This is a genomic window from Stieleria sedimenti (assembly GCF_025060895.1).
Lineage (GTDB): Bacteria > Planctomycetota > Planctomycetia > Pirellulales > Pirellulaceae > Stieleria > Stieleria sedimenti.
The window spans coordinates 17,342-34,223 of the sequence record NZ_JANZKV010000221.1 but is presented as its reverse complement, the minus strand read 5'-3'; the positions used below and the strand labels follow the sequence as shown (position 1 = coordinate 34,223).

Below are 16,882 nucleotides of genomic sequence, written 5' to 3'. Positions count from 1 at the left end.
CGCCACGACGGCGGCGGGCTGTACGCGATCACGGAAACCTAGTGGTCTGCAGTGTTGGTGTGCAGCTTTAGCCCAATACCGCTAAGTTAAGCGTCGTTTCTTCAGATGAGGGCCCGTAGGCTCGCGCCAAACGGCTGATATTCGTTTGACATCAGCCGGTTCGCGCCAGCGTCCGGGCCCCCTCATTCATGTTAACTTAGCGGTATTGGGCTTTAGCCGCCCGGTGTCGCTGCTCCGCAGCGAGTGGGAGCGCCTCAAGGCTGGACACCAACGGTTGCTTCTCCAACGTTGACGACGCATTAACGAAGCAGCCGACGCAACAGCAGGGGGGCCACCACCACGGCGAATCCGGCCGGGATCAGCCCCACCAAGACGCCCGAAATCCCAGATCCGGTCAGAAAAATCGTCGGGATCCAGCCGCTCAGGAAACCGCAGACGGCTCCAAGCTTGTGGATCGATCTGCGATCCCAATTCGGCGATCCAGACGATTTCAGGCCGCTGGCGAGCAAAAAACAAATCGGCACCAAGATCGCCGATCCGACGCCGGCGATGACCAGCCCGGCGGCCGTCGCAAACGCAACCGCCCAAAGAAGGGGCAGCACATCGGTCCCGAAATCGGACATCCCGCCGAACAACTGGATCGATCCGACGGCGACCGCCGAGAGCACGATCCCGAACAGCCCTCCCGAAGCCGTCACCGCGGCGATGACCGAGAGCATGATGCGAAGATTCGAGTACTCCGCGGACGTCGATGCCGCCTCGCCAATGCTGTCCGAGCCGAGATGCGACGTCGGGGCAAACGGGTTCAGCGGGGGCGGTTGCCCATCAAGATCGTTCATCGCACTTCAATGCCGGCGTAAAACGGCAGGCCGCATCCATCGCCGACTATCTGGCAGTGGGACCATCGTTACAATCGTACCTGACACCGACGAAGGTCGCCACCATCGCATCCATCGATTGACCTCGCCCCTGACCGCCAGCAATGACTTCCAACGAGAAAACCTCCCCCATCGACGCATTGCGGGCTCAGTACGAAGAGCTCGCCGAACTCGCCGGATCGCTGGCCCACGAGATCAAGAATCCGTTGTCGGTGATTCACATGAACATCGACCTGTTGAGCGAAGATTTGGCCGATTGGAACTCGCCGCAAAGCCGACGGTCGATCGAACGAGTCAATATCGTGCGTGAGCAGTGCGAGCGGATGCAGGGCTTGCTGCGAGATTTCCTGCGATACGCTCGGCTCAGAGACATCGATCTGGTTTCCGGATCCTTGAACGACCAGGTCGATACCGTGCTCCGCGCTTACAAGGCCGAGGCGGCTCAGCGGGGCATCGAAATCAAACGCTATTTGGACAGCGACCTGCCTTCGATCGCGCTGCACAGCGACTCGCTGCAAGCCGCCCTGATGAATCTGGTCAAAAACGCGCTCGAAGCGACCGGCCGCGGCGGACAGCTGTTGGCACGCACCTATTCGACGCAAACCAGCGTCGCGCTGGATCTGATCGACAGCGGTCGCGGTGTGGACAACAACACCATCATGCACATGTTCGAACCGTTCTACACGACCAAGGAAGGCGGCAGCGGACTGGGGTTGCCGACGGCGCGAAAAATCATCGAAGCCCACGGCGGCCGGATCAGCGTGCAAAGCGAAGTCGGACGCGGAACCAAGTTCACGCTCGAGTTCCCCGTGCTCAAGCGGATCGTCTAGCACGTCCCTCGCACCTGACGAATCCGCGCACGAACCGACGGCGATTCGTGCTCGATGGCCCACTCGATGCGTTCGGTCGCCTCCACTCGAAATTCCTCGTGCTGCTGTGACAGCAGATGAAAACCGCCGTACGCCCACGCTCTGACAAATTTGTTTTTTTCTTGCAAACAATGGCGCAGGAAGACCGCCGCCGGTTTTGCTTGCCCTCGGGTGATCGAAAGATGTGGCAAGCACTGCAACGCGTGCAGCTTTGACTCCCAATCATCGAGCGTTTTTAATGAACGAAACAAGGTGGCTTTCTGTGTCCCGGAGATCGAATGCCCCTCATCGAGGTGACGTTTCAACAACCACGTCGCCGCGGTTTGGAACTTCGTCTCGGTCAATAGCGGGAACAAATCGTCTAGGAAATGGTCGCCACCGACGGACCGGTCGTAGACGTCTCGCAAAAACTCCGCCGACTTGCCGTCCCATTCAATCAATTTGTCTTCAAGTGCCACCGTCGCAATCTCTCCTCTCAGCCTTGGAAAACCCATCTCCACGATCACCGCACCGCGGGAGCTTCCATTTTAGCGGCGGAGGCAGCGGGCGCTGCCGTATTGGTAACGGGAACAATCCCGACTTTCCGCACGACCCGTTCGATCCGGCCATGGCCGAACAGCTTGCGCCACGCCGTCGCTTGTTTCTTCGATTCGCTGAAATAATTTGGCTCTCCGATCCCGCGTGATTGTTTGTGACCTAGCGCGACCCGATTCCCGTTGCCACTGATGCCCTCATGTCCATCACGATCTCTCGCCCCCGGCCTCTTTCGATTCGTTCGGTGATTCGGACCGCCGGTTTTGCATTCGCGATCGTTTCCTTGTTGATACTTGCGGGCGGCAACGTCATCGCGCAGTCCGACGAAGCGGTCGACATCGATGCAGACGCCGCGTCACCCTCGGATGCACTGGTGATCGAAGACGCCCAGACCTCGTTGATCAAAAACGCATTCATCGCCGCGCCGCTGTCCGGCGTCGTTTCATCGGTCGACGTGCAGGAAGGCGATCAGGTGCAAGTCGATGCGGTACTGGTCCGATTGCGAGACGACCTGGCGGAAAAAGAATTGGTCGCCGCCAAGGCCGCCCTGGACGCCGCACGCTTGGAAAGCGATAACGACGTCAACTTGCGTTACGCCCAACGGACCTTGCAAGTCCGCGAGCATGAGATGCAGCAGAGCCGATTGGCCAACCAAGCCTATCCGGGGGCGGTCAGCGACTTTGAACTGGAGGAAATTCGCTTGAAAGTCGATCAGGCCGCGCTGGCGATCGAGCAAGCCCAACACGACTTGATGGTCGCCGCAGCCGCCGCCGTTGAAAAACAAGCCGCCGTTTCGATCGCACAGACTCGGCTGGAGCAACACACCGTGCGGACGCGTGTCGAAGGCATGGTCGCGGAAATCGACGTTCAACCGGGTGAGTGGGTCGAAGCCGGCGAGCCGATCGTCCGCATCCTTTCGCTGGACCCGATTCGCGTCGAAGGCTTTGTCGACGGCAACACACACGGCCCGCAACTGGTCGGACGCGCCGTCCAATTCACGCCCGCCGGAGCAAACGACGGTCAGCACCTCCGCGGCCGTGTCACTTTCGTCTCGCCCGAAATGCACCCCGTCACCGGCCAAGTCCGCCTCTGGGCGACCGTCGACAACCCCGACGGAAAGATCGGATCCGGAGCCTCGGGAGCGTTGCTGGTGGAATGAGGTTTCAGGTTTCAGGTTTCAGGTTTCAGGTTTCAGGTTTCAGGTTTCAGGTTTTCTTGTCATCCATTTTCCTGTCTCTCCTCCTCGTCCTGCTCCCACCCATTTTTCTGCCCCCGATTTTCCTGCCCTCTCCGCCGCTCCTCCCACCTCCCCCACAGACGCGTTGCAACATCGCCTTCGTTGACGGACAATCGACCGCCCCAAATTGTCCGGATGTCTCGAACCTCAACGAAGCCTGAGATGAACCCACCGCCTCCCGCCACGGCTGCCCGATTGAGTGCCGGTTCGATGGTTGTTTCCGGCGTCCGTTACAACTGGCGGACGTCGTTGGCGGTCGCGTTGGGGGTCGCCATCGCGACCGCGGTGATCGTCGGCGCCTTGCTGGTCGGCGATTCGATGCGAGGCAGTCTGCGTGGTTTGACGGTCGAGCGACTGGGCAAGATCGATTCGGTCCTCGCCCCCGGCGGATTCTTCTCCGCCGACAACGCTGCCACGACGCTGGGCGTGGATCCCTCGCAATTGGCGACGGTGTTGTTGTTCGACCGCGCGGTGATTGAAACCGTCGGATCGGCCGACTCGCGTCGTGCCGGCGCGGTCCAGACGATCGGATGCGATGAGTCGTTCTGGGAATTGGACGTTTCCGGCATCGCACCGAAGACGATGCCGGGTGATGACACCATCGTCTTGACCGAAGCGTTGGCGGTCGAATTGGGCGTTCAAATCGGGGACCAGGTCACGGTGCGTTTACCGGTCGAGCAGGCGGTACCGGCGGACAGCCCGCTCGGTCGGCGTGACGTTCAAACCGAAGGGATTCCGCGGCTGACGGTGGTCGACATTCTGCCCGATCGCGGGTTGGCGCGGTTCTCACTTTCGCCGGCCCAAGCGGCGCCGAAGAACGTGTTCCTCTCGCGCGACGTCATCGGCGAAGTCCTGGAGCGTGACGGACAAGCAAACATCGCGCTGGCTTCGGTCACGATCGATCCAGCAAAAATTCACGTGGGCCTGTCGGATCTGGGACTGCAACTGGAACGGGTCACCAAGACCTTTCAAGACAAGACGATTTTTGATTACTACAGCCTGACAAGCGATCGCTTGATGCTCGACGACACCGCGGTCGAAGCCATCACCGCTGCGTTGCCGAACGGGTCGGTGACTCCGGCGATGACCTATTTGGCCAACGCCATCGAAACACTCGATGATCGCGGGGAAGCATCCGCGACGGTGACCTACAGCACGATCACGGCGATCGATTCGTCGCCCGAGTTGCCACTGGATTTCGGCGAATCGGATCCGGAAAACGACGTCATTCCGATGGTGATCAACTCGTGGACCGCCGAACGTCTCGGTGTCGACGTGGGCGCCAGTCTTCGGATCGCTTACTTCGAACCGGAGGTCGAAAACGGGAAGGAAATCGAGCGCAGGTTTCAGTCCGTCGTCACCGGGATCGTGCCGATCACCGAGCCGGCCAAGCGTTATTTCCGCAGCCGTCCCGCAGTGTTCGACCGCGAACCGACTCGCTACAACGATCCGAATTTGACCCCCACCGTCCCCGGCGTGACCGATCAAGATTCGATGAGTGATTGGGACACGCCGTTCGAATTGACGCGTGACGTGCCGGCCGCAGACGACGACTATTGGAAGAACCACCGACTGACTCCCAAGGCGTTCATTCCGCTGGCCGATGGACGGCGTTTGTTCGGCAGCCGGTTCGGTGAAACGACCGGATTGCGAATCGATCCGGCGGTTGCCGTTGACGTCGATGCGTTGCAAACCCAGATCGTCGCGGCGCTGCAGCCCGTCTTGCCCGAACTCGGTTGGCACCCGCGTCCGATTCGAGCGGCTCAATTGGCCGCGTCCAAAGGTACCACGCCGTTTGACGGGCTGTTTTTAGCGCTCAGCTGTTTCGTGATTTTTTCGGCCGTGATGTTGATCGCGATGTTGTTCCGATTGGGCCTGGTCCGCCGCGGCCGCGAGTTGGGGACGTTGATGGCGATCGGATTGCAGCGCAAACAGGTCTCACGCCTTTTTCTCGGCGAAGGCGTGGCGATTGCGTTGGTGGGCGTGTTGCTTGGAGTTGCCGGCGGGATCGGCTACGCCCATGCGGTCTTGGCGGCGCTGCGGACCTACTGGGTCGGTGCGGTCACCGTTCCATTTCTGACCTTCCATGCGACCCCGCAAAGTCTTGTCGGCGGCGGTTTGATTGGATTGTTGATCGGTGCGGGCACGCTGTGGTGGACATTGCGTTCGATGCTGAACAACCAAGCCGTGACGCTGCTGCGTGGCGCGGATGCATCCGATGAAGTGCAGGCGGAGGAAAACGTCAGTTCGTGGCCGCGTCGCATTGCGTTGGCGTTGTTCGTGATGGCAATCGGCGCGGGAATCGCGGGGGCGATGTCGGGCGGACAAACCGCCGCCGGCGGATTCGTCGGCGGCGGCATGTTGTTGTTGATCGCCATCCTGATGCTCGTCTATGAAGGGCTGCGAAAATCCAAGCGCGATCGCGATTCCGCCCCCGGCTATTCACTCGGCCGACTGGCCCGCAGCAACTCGACGCGGGCGCCGCTGCGGAGCACATTGACGATCGGTTTGATGGCGACCGCATCGTTTTTGATCGTCGCCATCACCGCGTTTCGGTTGCAGCCGTCCGATGAAGGCACCGGCGGGTTTGACTTGGTCGCCGAGACCGCGCAGCCGTTGTACGAAGATCTGGCCGACGCCGACGTCCAGAGGGGACTGTTGGGAAACGACGCCGAACTCGTCTCGTCGGCCACGATCGTTTCACTGCGCGTTCGCAGCGGACAGGACGCCAGTTGCAACAATCTCTACCAAGCCACCGAGCCGACCGTGCTGGGCGTTCCCGACCAGGCCGCCGAATCACTCGGCAAATTCCGTTTCTACGCCTCGGCCGCCCCCGATACCGAAGGCCAATCCGACAGCGAAGGCCAGACGGCGTGGTCGTTGCTCGGCCGCAAAGCGAGTGGCAGCGAAGACGATCCGATCCCGATGATCGTCGATCAGAACACGGCGATGTGGAGCCTGCAGATGATCAAGGGGATCGGCGAGCGCAAAGCGTTTGTCTATGACAACCGCACGCTGCATTTCGAGGTCGTCGGGTTGCTCGAAAACTCGCTGTTGCAAGGTCGGCTGATCGTCGGAGAGACCAATTTTGAAGCGTCGTTTCCTGAGATCAGCGGTTATCGCTACGTGTTGATCAACACCGATGGCCAAGACTCCGACACGATCGCTTCGGCCATGGAAACCCGCCTGGGCGACATCGGTTTCGACGTTTCCGATGCCCGTCAAGTGCTCAGCGGCATGATGGCGGTTCAGAACACGTACCTGAGGACGTTCCAAAGCCTGGGCGGATTGGGGCTGTTGCTGGGCACTGTCGGGCTGGCGATCGCACAACTGCGCAATGTGCTCGAGCGCCGCAACGAGCTTGCCGTGATGCGGGCGATCGGGTTCACCCAAGTCCGCTTGGCGGCGATGGTGATGGGCGAAACCGCGTCCCTGTTGTTGATCGGCATCGGTTGCGGCGTTGCCTGTGCGGTCGTCGCGGTGCTGCCCCATGCCCTGACGGGCGGGGTGCGGCCACCAATCCTCGAACCGATCATCGTGGTGCTGGCGATCGTCGTCTTCGGACTCCTCGCCGGACTGGTGGCGGCGATGAAGGTCGTCCGGATGCCGCTGTTGCAATCGCTGAGGGGAACGTGAGAGGAAGCGTGTTGGACCCTGCGATGTTGCTGGCCTTGGATGAGGCGTTTCTGATGGGGGCCGAATCGGGCGAGATCGGCCCCAGTTTTCGGACCTGGGAATTTCCCAGCCCGACGGTCGTGTTGGGGCGATCGTCCAAGGTGGATCGTGAGACCGACCGCGAGCACTGCGATCGCCACGGCATCGGGATCTATCGCCGCTGCAGTGGAGGGGCATCGATCGTCGGCGGGCCGGGGTGTCTGATGTACAGCGTCGTGTTGTCGCTGAAGCACTCGCCCCATCTCGCCAAAATCGACGAAGCCCACACGTTTGTGATGCAGCGAGTGCTGGCGGCGGCGAAACGCCAACTGCCCGAGATCCGGCTCCAGGGGATCTGTGATTTGACCTGGCGGAACCGCAAGTTTTCCGGCAACGCGTTGCGGGTCACACGAAGCCACGTGCTCTACCACGGGACCGTTTTATACGCGGCCGATTTGGAAAACGTGTCGCGATGTCTGGATTTCGCCCCGCGCCAGCCCGACTATCGCGACGGGCGTGATCACCAATCCTTTCTCACCAATGTTCCGCTGGATCCTGCGATGCTGGCAGATGCCTTGGCCACACAGTTCGATTTCGCCGAACGATTCGAGCCGCTGCCGGACCAGATCCCCGACGCCGTCATGACCCGAGCGGTCGAGTTGGTGTCAAAACGTTACAGTTGCGAAGACTGGCGTTTCCGGCACTGAAATTTCGTCCGGTCGACGACAAGTTTTCGCATTGTCCCATTTGCCATCCGAGTAGACTATCATGCGGGCCCGTTGCGGTCGGAGGCGTTGGCCTGTCGCTTGCCGCTCTCGGCCCACCCAAGCCACGTCTTGTCCCCTGACACACCGGTCCGGATTGGCGGTCGTCGGTCGACGATCCGCCCAACCGTATGCGTTGGTGCATGTCAATGACTGAAAGTTGGAAGGGAGCGGAACCATTTGGCGAAACCAGGGTTTCATCAATTGGCTCCCTTCTCGCATCCGGCTTGTGTGCTTTGACATCCCGCCCCCAAAGACATCCTGCCCTCCGTTTCTACGGTTTTCTTATGAAATTGAACCCGCGCCCCGCTGAGAGCACGTCGTTTTCCCGTTTTTCGCCGCTGCGTCCGCGTCGAGGCGGTGCACTCGGAGCCGTCGTCGCCTGTTTGGTGGTTGCCGGAATTCTCGGTGGAATCGGCTACGCCCTGTTCTATGGCAATGGCGACGGCAGCACATCCGGCGAGATCATCACGGCAAACGTCGTCAAGGGTCCATTCGATCACATCGTGCTCGAACAAGGCGAAATCGAGAGCAGCAGCAACATCGCCGTGGTGTGTCTGGTCAAATCGCGGGGCAGCGGCACCGGCGGCACGTCGATTTTGTGGGTGATCGACGAGGGCGCGCGAGTGGAAGAAGGCGACAAGTTGGTCGAACTGGATGCATCCCAACTGGAACAAACACTCAACGAAGACAAAATCCGCGTGATCGCGGCCGAAGCGAACGTGACGACCGCCAAGGCCCAAGTCGAGCAGGCGAAAATCGCCCGCCAGGAATACCTGGAAGGCGTCTACATGACCGACGAACGTGCGATCCAAAATGAAAAACTGATCGCCGAGCAGGACTTGGTGAAGGCCCAAAAGGCCCTCGAAAGCAGTCAGCGATTGGTCGCCAAGGGGCTGATCAAGTCGCTGCAGCTGGACGCCGACAAGTTCGCCGTCGCCAAAGCACGCAACGAACTCGAAGCCGCCGAGGGCCGGCTCCGCGTGCTCCAGAATCTGACCAAGAAAAAAATGCTGGTCCAGTTCGACAGCGACATCGAATCCGCCCAGGCCCAGCTGACCGCCTACGAAAGCGAATTGCTGGAACAGCAAATTCAATTGGCCGACACGGAAGAACAAATCAAAAACTGTATCCTGACGGCACCGGCGTCAGGCGTCGTGGTCCACGCCAACAAATACAGCAGTCGAGGTGGGAACGCCGAGTTCGTGGTCGAAGCCGGGGCGTCGGTCCGAGAACGCCAGGAGATCATTTATCTGCCAGACCCCACCAAGATGCAGGTCAAAAGCAAAGTCAACGAATCGCGAATCACGCTGATCCGAGAAGGCATGGCGGTCAAGATCTCTGTCTCGTCGATTCCCGGACTGACCCTCAAAGGCCGGGTGACGAAGGTCAATCGCTATGCCGAACCGAGTAGCTTTACCAGCTCGGGCATCAAGGAATACGCCGTGTTGATCGACATCTTGAATCCCCCCGAAAACATCCGAACCGGGATGACCGCGGAGGTGCAGATCTTTGTCCAGCAACTCGAAGATGCGATTCAGATGCCCATCCAAGGGCTTTATGAACACGACAACCGAATGTTCGCGTTGGTCAAAGACGGACCGGAGTCGTTCCGAACGACCAAAGTCTCGATCGGCGCGACCAACGACACGATGGCAACGATCGAAGAAGGCCTGAATGAAGGCGAATCCGTGGTGCTCAATCTTCGCCAGCACCTGGACCTGATGGACTTGCCCGAAGTCTCCGCCGACGACAACAGCGAAATGCGTGAGATCGCCGATGTCGACCCCAATGCCAAACCCATTGAGATCGAAGACGGACCGGGAGACGTTGTTGGTGGTGGTGGACGTAAAGGCGGCGGTGGAGCCGGCGGACCCGGTAGCGGTGGCCGCCCCGACCCTGCGACGATCGTTGCCCGAATGATGGAAAACGGCGACAAAGACGGCGACGGGACGATTTCCGCCGAGGAACTCAGTGCCATCGACCCCAATTTCCGCGACCGAATCTCCGCCGCCGATAGCGACGGCGACGGTGCCGTCACCCGCGATGAGATCATGACAATGATCCGCCAGCGGGCGGGAGGTTGATCCGAACATGTCGATGACTGATGCCTACCGGTCCTCCAAGGCCGATCCGAATGCGGCCGCGACCACGCCCAAGCGCCTGGCCACTTCGATTCGCAACCTACAAAAGCACTACGTGCTCAAAAGCGAAACCGTCAAAGCGTTGCGAGGCGTTTCCTTTGACGTTCCCGAAGGCGACTACGTCGCCATCATGGGACCGTCGGGAAGCGGCAAGAGTACGCTGCTCAACTTGCTCGGCTGCCTGGACAAGCCGACCGAGGGTTCGTTGATGCTCGGCGATGATGATATCGCCACGATGAGTGATGACGAACTCGCTGAGATCCGTTCCGAGCGGATCGGGTTCGTGTTTCAATCGTACAACCTGATCCAACAACTAAGTGTCGTCGAGAACATCCAGGTGCCGCTGTATTACCAGGGCAACATCGGCGCGAAAGAACGAGCTCGTTCGATCGAACTGGCCGAACGCGTCGGCTTGGGTGATCGTCTCGATCACCGGCCCACGCAATTGTCCGGGGGACAACAGCAACGCGTCGCGATCGCCCGCTCGCTCGTCAACGACCCGTACTTTGTGCTTGCCGACGAACCGACCGGAAACCTGGACTCCGTCACCACCGAAGAAATCCTGTCGATTTTCGATCAGCTCAACGAGGAGGGCCGAACGATTATTCTGGTCACCCACGAAGACTTCGTTGCCGCACGGGCGAAACGTGTCGTGCGTTTGAAAGACGGGAAACTGCACAAAGACGAGAACAACACGGAAGATTCCCGCAATGCCGCACGCGATTTCCAACGCAAGCATGTCGAGCAACTGTTGAAAGAGGGCGACCGTTAAGATGATTTGGCTCCGCACGCTTCGACTCGGGGTCAAAAGCCTCGCGCTCCACCCGCTCCGCAGCGGTTTGACCATGCTCGGCATCTTGATCGGTGTTTGGGCCGTCATCCTATTGACCGCGGTCAGCCAGGGTGCCAGCGATCAAGTTCAGAAACAAATTGAATCACTCGGTGCGAACACGATCATCGTTCGCAGCCAAAAACCGCCGGAAGAGAAACTGGCCGCCGGCGGATTCGCCAGTCAGTACGGTCTGCTGCGACGCGATCTGGACACCATTCTCGCCAGCGTTCCGACGATCAAGACAGCCGTGCCGATCCGCGAGATCCGGCGTCAATTCGCGTTTCGTGATCGGACCATCGACGGACGCCTGGTCGGTTGCACCCCCGGCTATGCCGACGTCAACACGCTGGCCATTCGAAACCGCGGTGGCCGTTTTTTGAGTGATGCCGATGGCATTCTCGCCGACACCGTGTGTGTCATTTCCGCTGGCGTTGCCGAACGGCTGTTTCCCTACGAAGACCCGTTGGGCAAACGCGTTTACATTCCCGAGAGCAAAGATTACTACCGGGTCGTCGGTGTCTTGGAACCCCGTAATCCCTCCGCCGCCATCGGCGGATCGCTCGATTCGCAAGACTTTTCGTCCGACGTCTACGTGCCGATCCAGACGATTCGCAGCCGCGTCGGCGACCGCATTGTGACCCGCCGCAGCGGACAGTTCCAAATCGAAATCATGGAACTCAACCAGATCACCTTGCAGGTCGGCAGCGTCGACGAGGTGCGTTCGAGTGCGGCAATGATCGAACGTTTGCTGGATCGAAATCATGCCAAGATGGGCGACGTTGCCGTCGTCTTCCCCTTGGAATTGCTCGAACAGGCACGGAATTTGAGACTGATGTTTTTGGGCATCGGAATTTTGATCGCATGTATCTCGCTGATCGTCGGCGGGATCGGGATCATGAACATCATGTTGGCCAGCGTCACCGAACGAACTCGCGAAATCGGAATTCGCCGGGCGTTGGGCGCCAAACGTGTCGACATCGTGCGGCAGTTTCTGGTCGAGACGTTGGTGCTCAGTTTCTGTGGCGCCGCGCTCGGCATCCTGCTCGGGTTTCTCGGCCCGGCGATGTACGAGGGCATGATCTATATCGTCCGCGAAGGATTCCCGGACAAGTTCGCCGCCCTGCCCGATGCGATTCGTGAAGCCAAACCGACGATCGTTTATGAAACGATTCCGTTGGCGGTGCTGATCGCCGTCCTGGTCGGGTTGGTCAGCGGACTGTACCCCGCCATCCGGGCGGCGCGGATGAACCCGATCGAAGCCCTGCGGCACGAGTAAGACAACCCGAACACGCTCTCTCAACATCGTGGATGAACCGGGCGCACGTTGGTGTCGAGCGTTCCGTCCAGGTTTGAATCTCGGGTTAGGTTTGCGGAGCGAAAAAAGGGGCACCACTGAGCCCACGGATAGCAGCGCGGCCCCACGGATTTCTTGTTCCCTGTCATCCGTGGGTTCGCGCTGCCATCCGTGGGTTTTATTTTCGAGAGTTGTCGCTGGCAAGACGAACAAGCGATGAAGCGGATCCCAGACGTGTCGCTACGCGCTCCTCTGGAGAGTGTTCTGTCCGGATTTGGTTGCAGAGTTGCGTTTGTCGTGCGGAACGAGTTGAAGAGTAAAACCGTCGGACGCTGGCGGCATCGGCGTCGAGCGACCATAATGCCGCTCCGAATCACGTCCCTCCAACTTCTCTCCCCCCAGCCGTGCAAGTCAACATGTCACGAATTTTCTTGATCGCGTCCCTCGCGTTGGTGGCGATTCCGCTCTCGGCAGGCGAATATCTCAATGGCATCACCTGGCAGGCCCCCCCGGTCGTCCAGCCCGGGCCCACCGCTGCCGATCCGCCGGCCGATGCCATCGTGCTGTTCGACGGGACGGACATGTCCAAGTGGAAGAACGGTGAAAACTGGCCGGTCGCCGACGGGGTGGTGACGGTCGGCAAGGGCCAGATCGTCACGAACGACGAGTTCGGCGATTGCCAAGTTCACATCGAATGGTCGGCTCCGAATCCTCCCAAGGGAAACGGTCAGGGCCGCGGCAATAGCGGACTGTTCCTGATGGGCACCTATGAAATCCAAATCCTGGATTCGTATCAGGCCGAAACTTATCACGACGGTCAGGCCGGCGCGATCTACAAACAAACGCCTCCGATGGCCAATGCGATGCGTGCACCCGGCGAGTGGAATACCTACGACATCATCTGGACCGCACCGCGGTTCAATGAAGACGGTTCGTTGAAGTCGCCGGCTTACATCACCGCGATCCACAACGGCGTGGTCATCCAGAATCATTTTGAGCTACTCGGCGACACGCCCTACAACCGCCCTCCGGCCTACAAGCCGCATCCGCCCCGAGGACCGATTTCGATCCAAGACCACGGCAACCCGGTCCGGTTCCGTAACATCTGGGTTCGCGAATTGACGCCGGTCAAGGGTGAACAGACCCGCAAACCGTACATCCGCGACGGGCAGAAAGAAACGCCAATCGAATGACGATCACCGCGAAACAACCTCTCGACCGATTGAGCGTCGACGACTACTTCGACGTCCTTTCGTCCTGGTTGGATCTGGAAGCGGACGCCGAACGCGCCCGCATGGCGCTGCGACGGCAGATGCGAAACACGCGTGACGCCGAACGGACCGGGGAGACGATTCTGGGGCTCCAACTTCAAGACCACCAGACGGGGCTCGCCGGACGGTTTCTGTTCGATTTCGCCAAAGTCGGCGGGAAACCGTTGCCGCTGAATCGTCTGAAAGTCGGTTCACCGGTCGTGATTTCCGATGCCGACGATCCGGGCGACCAGGGGATCGCGGGCGTCGTCAGTCGGCGCAGCCAATCGGTGATCCAGGTGGCGTCGGAAAAGTGGCCCGACGCAAGGTACTTTCGGCTGGATCTTTCACCGGATGAAACCACCCGTCGCCGACAACTTGCGGCGATGGCGTCGGCACGCTGCGCCAGCGGTCGGGCCAAGCAGATGCGGGACCTGTTGCTGGGACAGCGTCCGATCCGCAACGGCGATCCGGACCCGATCGAATTCCGCAGCGATTTGAATCCGCCACAGCGGGACGCGGTCCTGTTTGCCTTAGCCGCACCCGACGTCGCGATTTTGCACGGCCCGCCCGGCACCGGCAAAACAACGACGTTGGCCGAAGTCATCTATCAAGCGGTGATGCGTGGCGACCGCGTGTTGGCCTGTGCCCCGAGCAACACGGCCGTCGACAACTTGCTGGAACGGTTGGTCGCGATGCTGCCCAACGTGCTGCGGGTCGGCCACCCGGCTCGGGTCTTCGAATCGCTGCGCGGTCACACGCTGGATGAACTCGTCGACGCCGACCCGTCATCGGCGGTGATCCGCGACATGCGACGCGAGCTATCCGAATTGATGCGTTCGGCGGCGCGGGCGCATCGCGGGCGGGATGGAAAGAAGCGACGCAGCCTGCTGTACTCCACCGCCGGTGATCTCCGCGGTCAAATCCGATCGCTGGAACGCAGCGTCGTCCGGGGCGTCATCGAAGGTTCCGACGTGATCTGCACGACGACGACGATCGACGAAGATTTGCTGGGCGACGCACGGTTCGATCTGGTTGTGATCGACGAAGCGTGTCAGTGCACCGAATCAAGCGTCTGGCAAGCGGTCTTGCGCGCCGACATGGTCGTCATGGCGGGTGATCACTGCCAGCTTCCGCCGACGGTGCTGTCCGACCAGGCAGCCGCCGAAGGGATGCGCGATTCGATGATGCATCGGCTGATCGAACGCGAAGGCCAATCGATCTATCGACGGCTGACGGTGCAATACCGCATGAACCAGGCGATCATGGAGTTTTCGTCACAAGAGTTCTATGATGATTCGCTGGTCGCCGATCGCAGCGTTGTCGAGCATCGTTTGTGCGATCTTCCGAACGTCCAGTCGTCGCCGATGACCGAAGAACCCTTGATGTTGGTCGACACGGCCGGTGCCAACCTCAACGAAGAACTCGAACGCGACGGCGAGAGTAAACTCAATCCGGGCGAAGGCGAACTGGTCACCCGGTTCGCAACCGAATTGATCGAAGCCGGGGTACAGCCCGATCAAATCGCCATCATCGCACCCTATGCGGCGCAGGTGCGTTGGCTCCGCAATCGCCCGGAATTGCGAGACGTTGAAATCGATACCGTCGACGGTTTCCAGGGCCGAGAAAAGGAAGTCGTCTTGATCACGCTGACACGCAGCAACGATCGCGGCGAAATCGGTTTTTTGGCCGACACCCGGCGGACCAACGTGGCGCTCACCCGCGCCCGACGAAAGCTGATCGTGATCGGCGATAGCGCCACGCTGGGCGGCAACGAATTCTACCGCCGAATGCTCGAATACTTCGAAGCACAAGGCGCCTATCGAAGCGTGTTCGAATTCGGCAGTGACTGAATCGCAAGCTGGAAGCTTACGCCACTAATCGTCCGCCGGCTGTTTTCCCACCACACTACACACCGCCAGGATCGCGATCGCGGGCATGATCGGGGCTCGCATTCGCAGATTACTCCAATAGACCGCATGCACGCCCGTCAGTGTGATCGCCAGCAACCAGACCGCCCACCAGCGACTGCCAAAGACTCGTCGCCGGTGCCGCACGATTGTGACGATCACCCCCACCGACAGCGCGACGTAGAACGAACCGACCGCGAGGGCGGCCGGCGTGGAACGCCCCGCGACCGCATGCGGAAACGGACTCCACAGACGCCCCACACGCACGACCATCGACCATGCGAACACAGACGGGTGTCGCTTGATCGTGGCCACGGCCGATTCATAGCACAACCGATCGTCGTCAAACTCCGAGACCGCGGCGTCGTAATTCGGTGTCCCGGTCCAGTCGCGTCGCCAAAACGCCGCCTCACGCGGGTCGCCCTCGTAGCGATGCGCGTAGGCGTTCAGAAACGACGTGGCGTCCCAGGCTTGCCCGAATTGCCCGTCAGAAAGATAGCGATAGAAAGACTCGTTGTTGGCTAACAGCAACGTGTATCCGCCATGCGTCGTGGCCCAGACAGGATGTCCCAAAACACGCGAGTTACGCCATGTCCAGCCGCCGACCGCGAGGGCCACGACCGACGCGATCACGAAGGCGGATTGCAAGCCACGTCGGTTTTGAAAACGCAACGGCGTGGCGATCACCAACAGCACGGCCCAGACGAGAAAAGTCGGCCGGCAGAGGTAGGCCAACGCGAGGAAGACGCCGATTCCCAAGGGAATGAAAATCGAACCGCGTCTGCGCGTCGAGGTCACAGCTGCGGCACTCCATCCGCTCCACAACCAGACCACAGCCGCCGCCAAGGTTGCGGCCAAGGTTTCGGTCATGACTTCGACCGATTGTCGCAACAGAATCGGATCGACCGCCGTCAAGACAACCGCTGCCAGGCCCAAGCGGTCCCCGCCGCCGACTCGGTACGACGACGCACGAAGCTGTGCCGCGAAATGCCGAGTCGCAAGAAAGACAAAACAGGCCGTCAGTGCGGCCAGCACGAGGTGCAGCCCTGCGACGGCAAGACGCGATACTTGCCCGCCGGGCATGCAAATCGAAAGCAACCAGGGATACAGCGGCGGACGAAACGCGATCGCTCGCGTCGATCCGTCCGCACCGGTCAGACCAAAGACACCGGATTGCCGCAGCGTTTTCGCGATCACGCGATAGGCATCCGGATCCGCGGCGAACGCGTCGGAATCAAAATAGATCACCAGACCTCGAATCAACAGGGTCAGCCCGACGGCCAACAGCACCATTCGGAGGGTCGATCGAGATGGCAAGGGAACGGCTCTGGGGTAACAACCTGAATGCGACGACGCGGGACGGACCCCGCCAATTCTATCAGTCCGATCGACCGTCGGGCATGCGATACACGTCAGATCGCCCCGTAGGGCATGCTGTGCATGCCGGATCGCTGTCTCGGAGGCTCTGCCTTCCCGGTCGCTCTCGACGCATGCTTGACGAGTCCTATGGCGTCCA

General features: G+C 60.4%; 12 protein-coding genes. 9 read left to right on the top strand and 3 right to left on the bottom strand.

Annotated features, from left to right (window positions below; genetic code table 11):
• Positions 1 to 299 precede the first annotated feature (299 nt).
• A complete protein-coding gene (locus tag NZK35_RS26580; protein WP_259635551.1) occupies positions 300 to 839 on the bottom strand; it encodes a hypothetical protein in 540 nt (179 codons plus the stop codon).
• A 143-nt stretch (positions 840 to 982) separates the two neighbouring features.
• On the opposite strand from NZK35_RS26580, the gene NZK35_RS26575 reads away from it, so the two are divergent.
• Complete coding sequence (locus NZK35_RS26575) at positions 983 to 1,708, top strand: two-component system sensor histidine kinase NtrB (RefSeq protein ID WP_145212416.1); 726 nt, start codon at positions 983 to 985, stop codon at positions 1,706 to 1,708.
• On the opposite strand, the gene NZK35_RS26570 is transcribed toward NZK35_RS26575, so the two are convergent.
• Positions 1,705 to 2,205 (bottom strand): hypothetical protein, encoded by a 501-nt coding sequence (locus NZK35_RS26570; RefSeq protein ID WP_259635550.1) that lies wholly within the window; start codon positions 2,203 to 2,205, stop codon positions 1,705 to 1,707. The two genes, NZK35_RS26575 and NZK35_RS26570, sit on opposite strands and share 4 nt — an antisense overlap.
• 275 nt (positions 2,206 to 2,480) lie before the next feature.
• Between NZK35_RS26570 and NZK35_RS26565 the strand changes: the two genes are divergently transcribed.
• The 8 genes from NZK35_RS26565 to NZK35_RS26530 all read left to right on the top strand — a co-directional run bounded on the left by NZK35_RS26565 (position 2,481) and on the right by NZK35_RS26530 (position 15,309).
• Positions 2,481 to 3,440 (top strand): efflux RND transporter periplasmic adaptor subunit, encoded by a 960-nt coding sequence (locus NZK35_RS26565; protein ID WP_259635549.1) that lies wholly within the window; start codon positions 2,481 to 2,483, stop codon positions 3,438 to 3,440.
• Between the two features lie 240 nt (positions 3,441 to 3,680).
• The gene (locus tag NZK35_RS26560) at positions 3,681 to 7,154 is read left to right on the top strand and encodes an ABC transporter permease (RefSeq protein ID WP_259635548.1); all 3,474 of its coding nucleotides are present in this window, start codon (positions 3,681 to 3,683) and stop codon (positions 7,152 to 7,154) included.
• Positions 7,155 to 7,165: 11 nt separating this feature from the next.
• Entirely contained in the window at positions 7,166 to 7,879 is a 714-nt protein-coding gene (locus tag NZK35_RS26555) for a lipoate--protein ligase family protein (RefSeq protein WP_259635547.1), read from the top strand.
• A gap of 344 nt (positions 7,880 to 8,223) precedes the next feature.
• On the top strand, positions 8,224 to 10,023 hold the full coding sequence (locus NZK35_RS26550; RefSeq protein ID WP_259635546.1) for an HlyD family efflux transporter periplasmic adaptor subunit: 1,800 nt from the start codon (positions 8,224 to 8,226) through the stop codon (positions 10,021 to 10,023).
• 13 nt (positions 10,024 to 10,036) lie between these two features.
• The gene (locus tag NZK35_RS26545) at positions 10,037 to 10,852 is read left to right on the top strand and encodes an ABC transporter ATP-binding protein (protein WP_259635552.1); all 816 of its coding nucleotides are present in this window, start codon (positions 10,037 to 10,039) and stop codon (positions 10,850 to 10,852) included.
• Between the two features lies 1 nt (position 10,853).
• The gene (locus NZK35_RS26540) at positions 10,854 to 12,188 is read left to right on the top strand and encodes an ABC transporter permease (RefSeq protein ID WP_259635545.1); all 1,335 of its coding nucleotides are present in this window, start codon (positions 10,854 to 10,856) and stop codon (positions 12,186 to 12,188) included.
• Positions 12,189 to 12,622: 434 nt separating this feature from the next.
• Positions 12,623 to 13,399: a 3-keto-disaccharide hydrolase gene (locus tag NZK35_RS26535; RefSeq protein ID WP_259635544.1), complete on the top strand. Its 777-nt coding sequence runs from the start codon at positions 12,623 to 12,625 to the stop codon at positions 13,397 to 13,399.
• Positions 13,396 to 15,309, top strand: a complete 1,914-nt coding sequence (locus NZK35_RS26530; RefSeq protein WP_259635543.1) for an AAA domain-containing protein — start codon at positions 13,396 to 13,398, stop codon at positions 15,307 to 15,309. The genes NZK35_RS26535 and NZK35_RS26530 overlap by 4 nt, the downstream gene beginning before the upstream one ends.
• Before the next feature lie 24 nt (positions 15,310 to 15,333).
• Here NZK35_RS26530 and NZK35_RS26525 read toward each other — a convergent pair whose 3' ends face one another.
• Positions 15,334 to 16,683, bottom strand: a complete 1,350-nt coding sequence (locus NZK35_RS26525; protein ID WP_259635542.1) for an ArnT family glycosyltransferase — start codon at positions 16,681 to 16,683, stop codon at positions 15,334 to 15,336.
• Positions 16,684 to 16,882: the final 199 nt, after the last annotated feature.

Excerpts from the sequence above, each read along its gene's own strand:
- NZK35_RS26580 (WP_259635551.1), bottom strand. The coding sequence starts at position 839 with ATGAACGATCTTGATGGGCAACCGCCCCCGCTGAACCCGTTTGCCCCG.
- NZK35_RS26575 (WP_145212416.1), top strand. The coding sequence starts at position 983 with ATGACTTCCAACGAGAAAACCTCCCCCATCGACGCATTGCGGGCTCAG.
- NZK35_RS26565 (WP_259635549.1), top strand. The coding sequence starts at position 2,481 with ATGTCCATCACGATCTCTCGCCCCCGGCCTCTTTCGATTCGTTCGGTG.
- NZK35_RS26560 (WP_259635548.1), top strand. The coding sequence starts at position 3,681 with ATGAACCCACCGCCTCCCGCCACGGCTGCCCGATTGAGTGCCGGTTCG.
- NZK35_RS26550 (WP_259635546.1), top strand. The coding sequence starts at position 8,224 with ATGAAATTGAACCCGCGCCCCGCTGAGAGCACGTCGTTTTCCCGTTTT.
- NZK35_RS26545 (WP_259635552.1), top strand. The coding sequence starts at position 10,037 with ATGACTGATGCCTACCGGTCCTCCAAGGCCGATCCGAATGCGGCCGCG.
- NZK35_RS26540 (WP_259635545.1), top strand. The coding sequence starts at position 10,854 with ATGATTTGGCTCCGCACGCTTCGACTCGGGGTCAAAAGCCTCGCGCTC.
- NZK35_RS26535 (WP_259635544.1), top strand. The coding sequence starts at position 12,623 with ATGTCACGAATTTTCTTGATCGCGTCCCTCGCGTTGGTGGCGATTCCG.
- NZK35_RS26530 (WP_259635543.1), top strand. The coding sequence starts at position 13,396 with ATGACGATCACCGCGAAACAACCTCTCGACCGATTGAGCGTCGACGAC.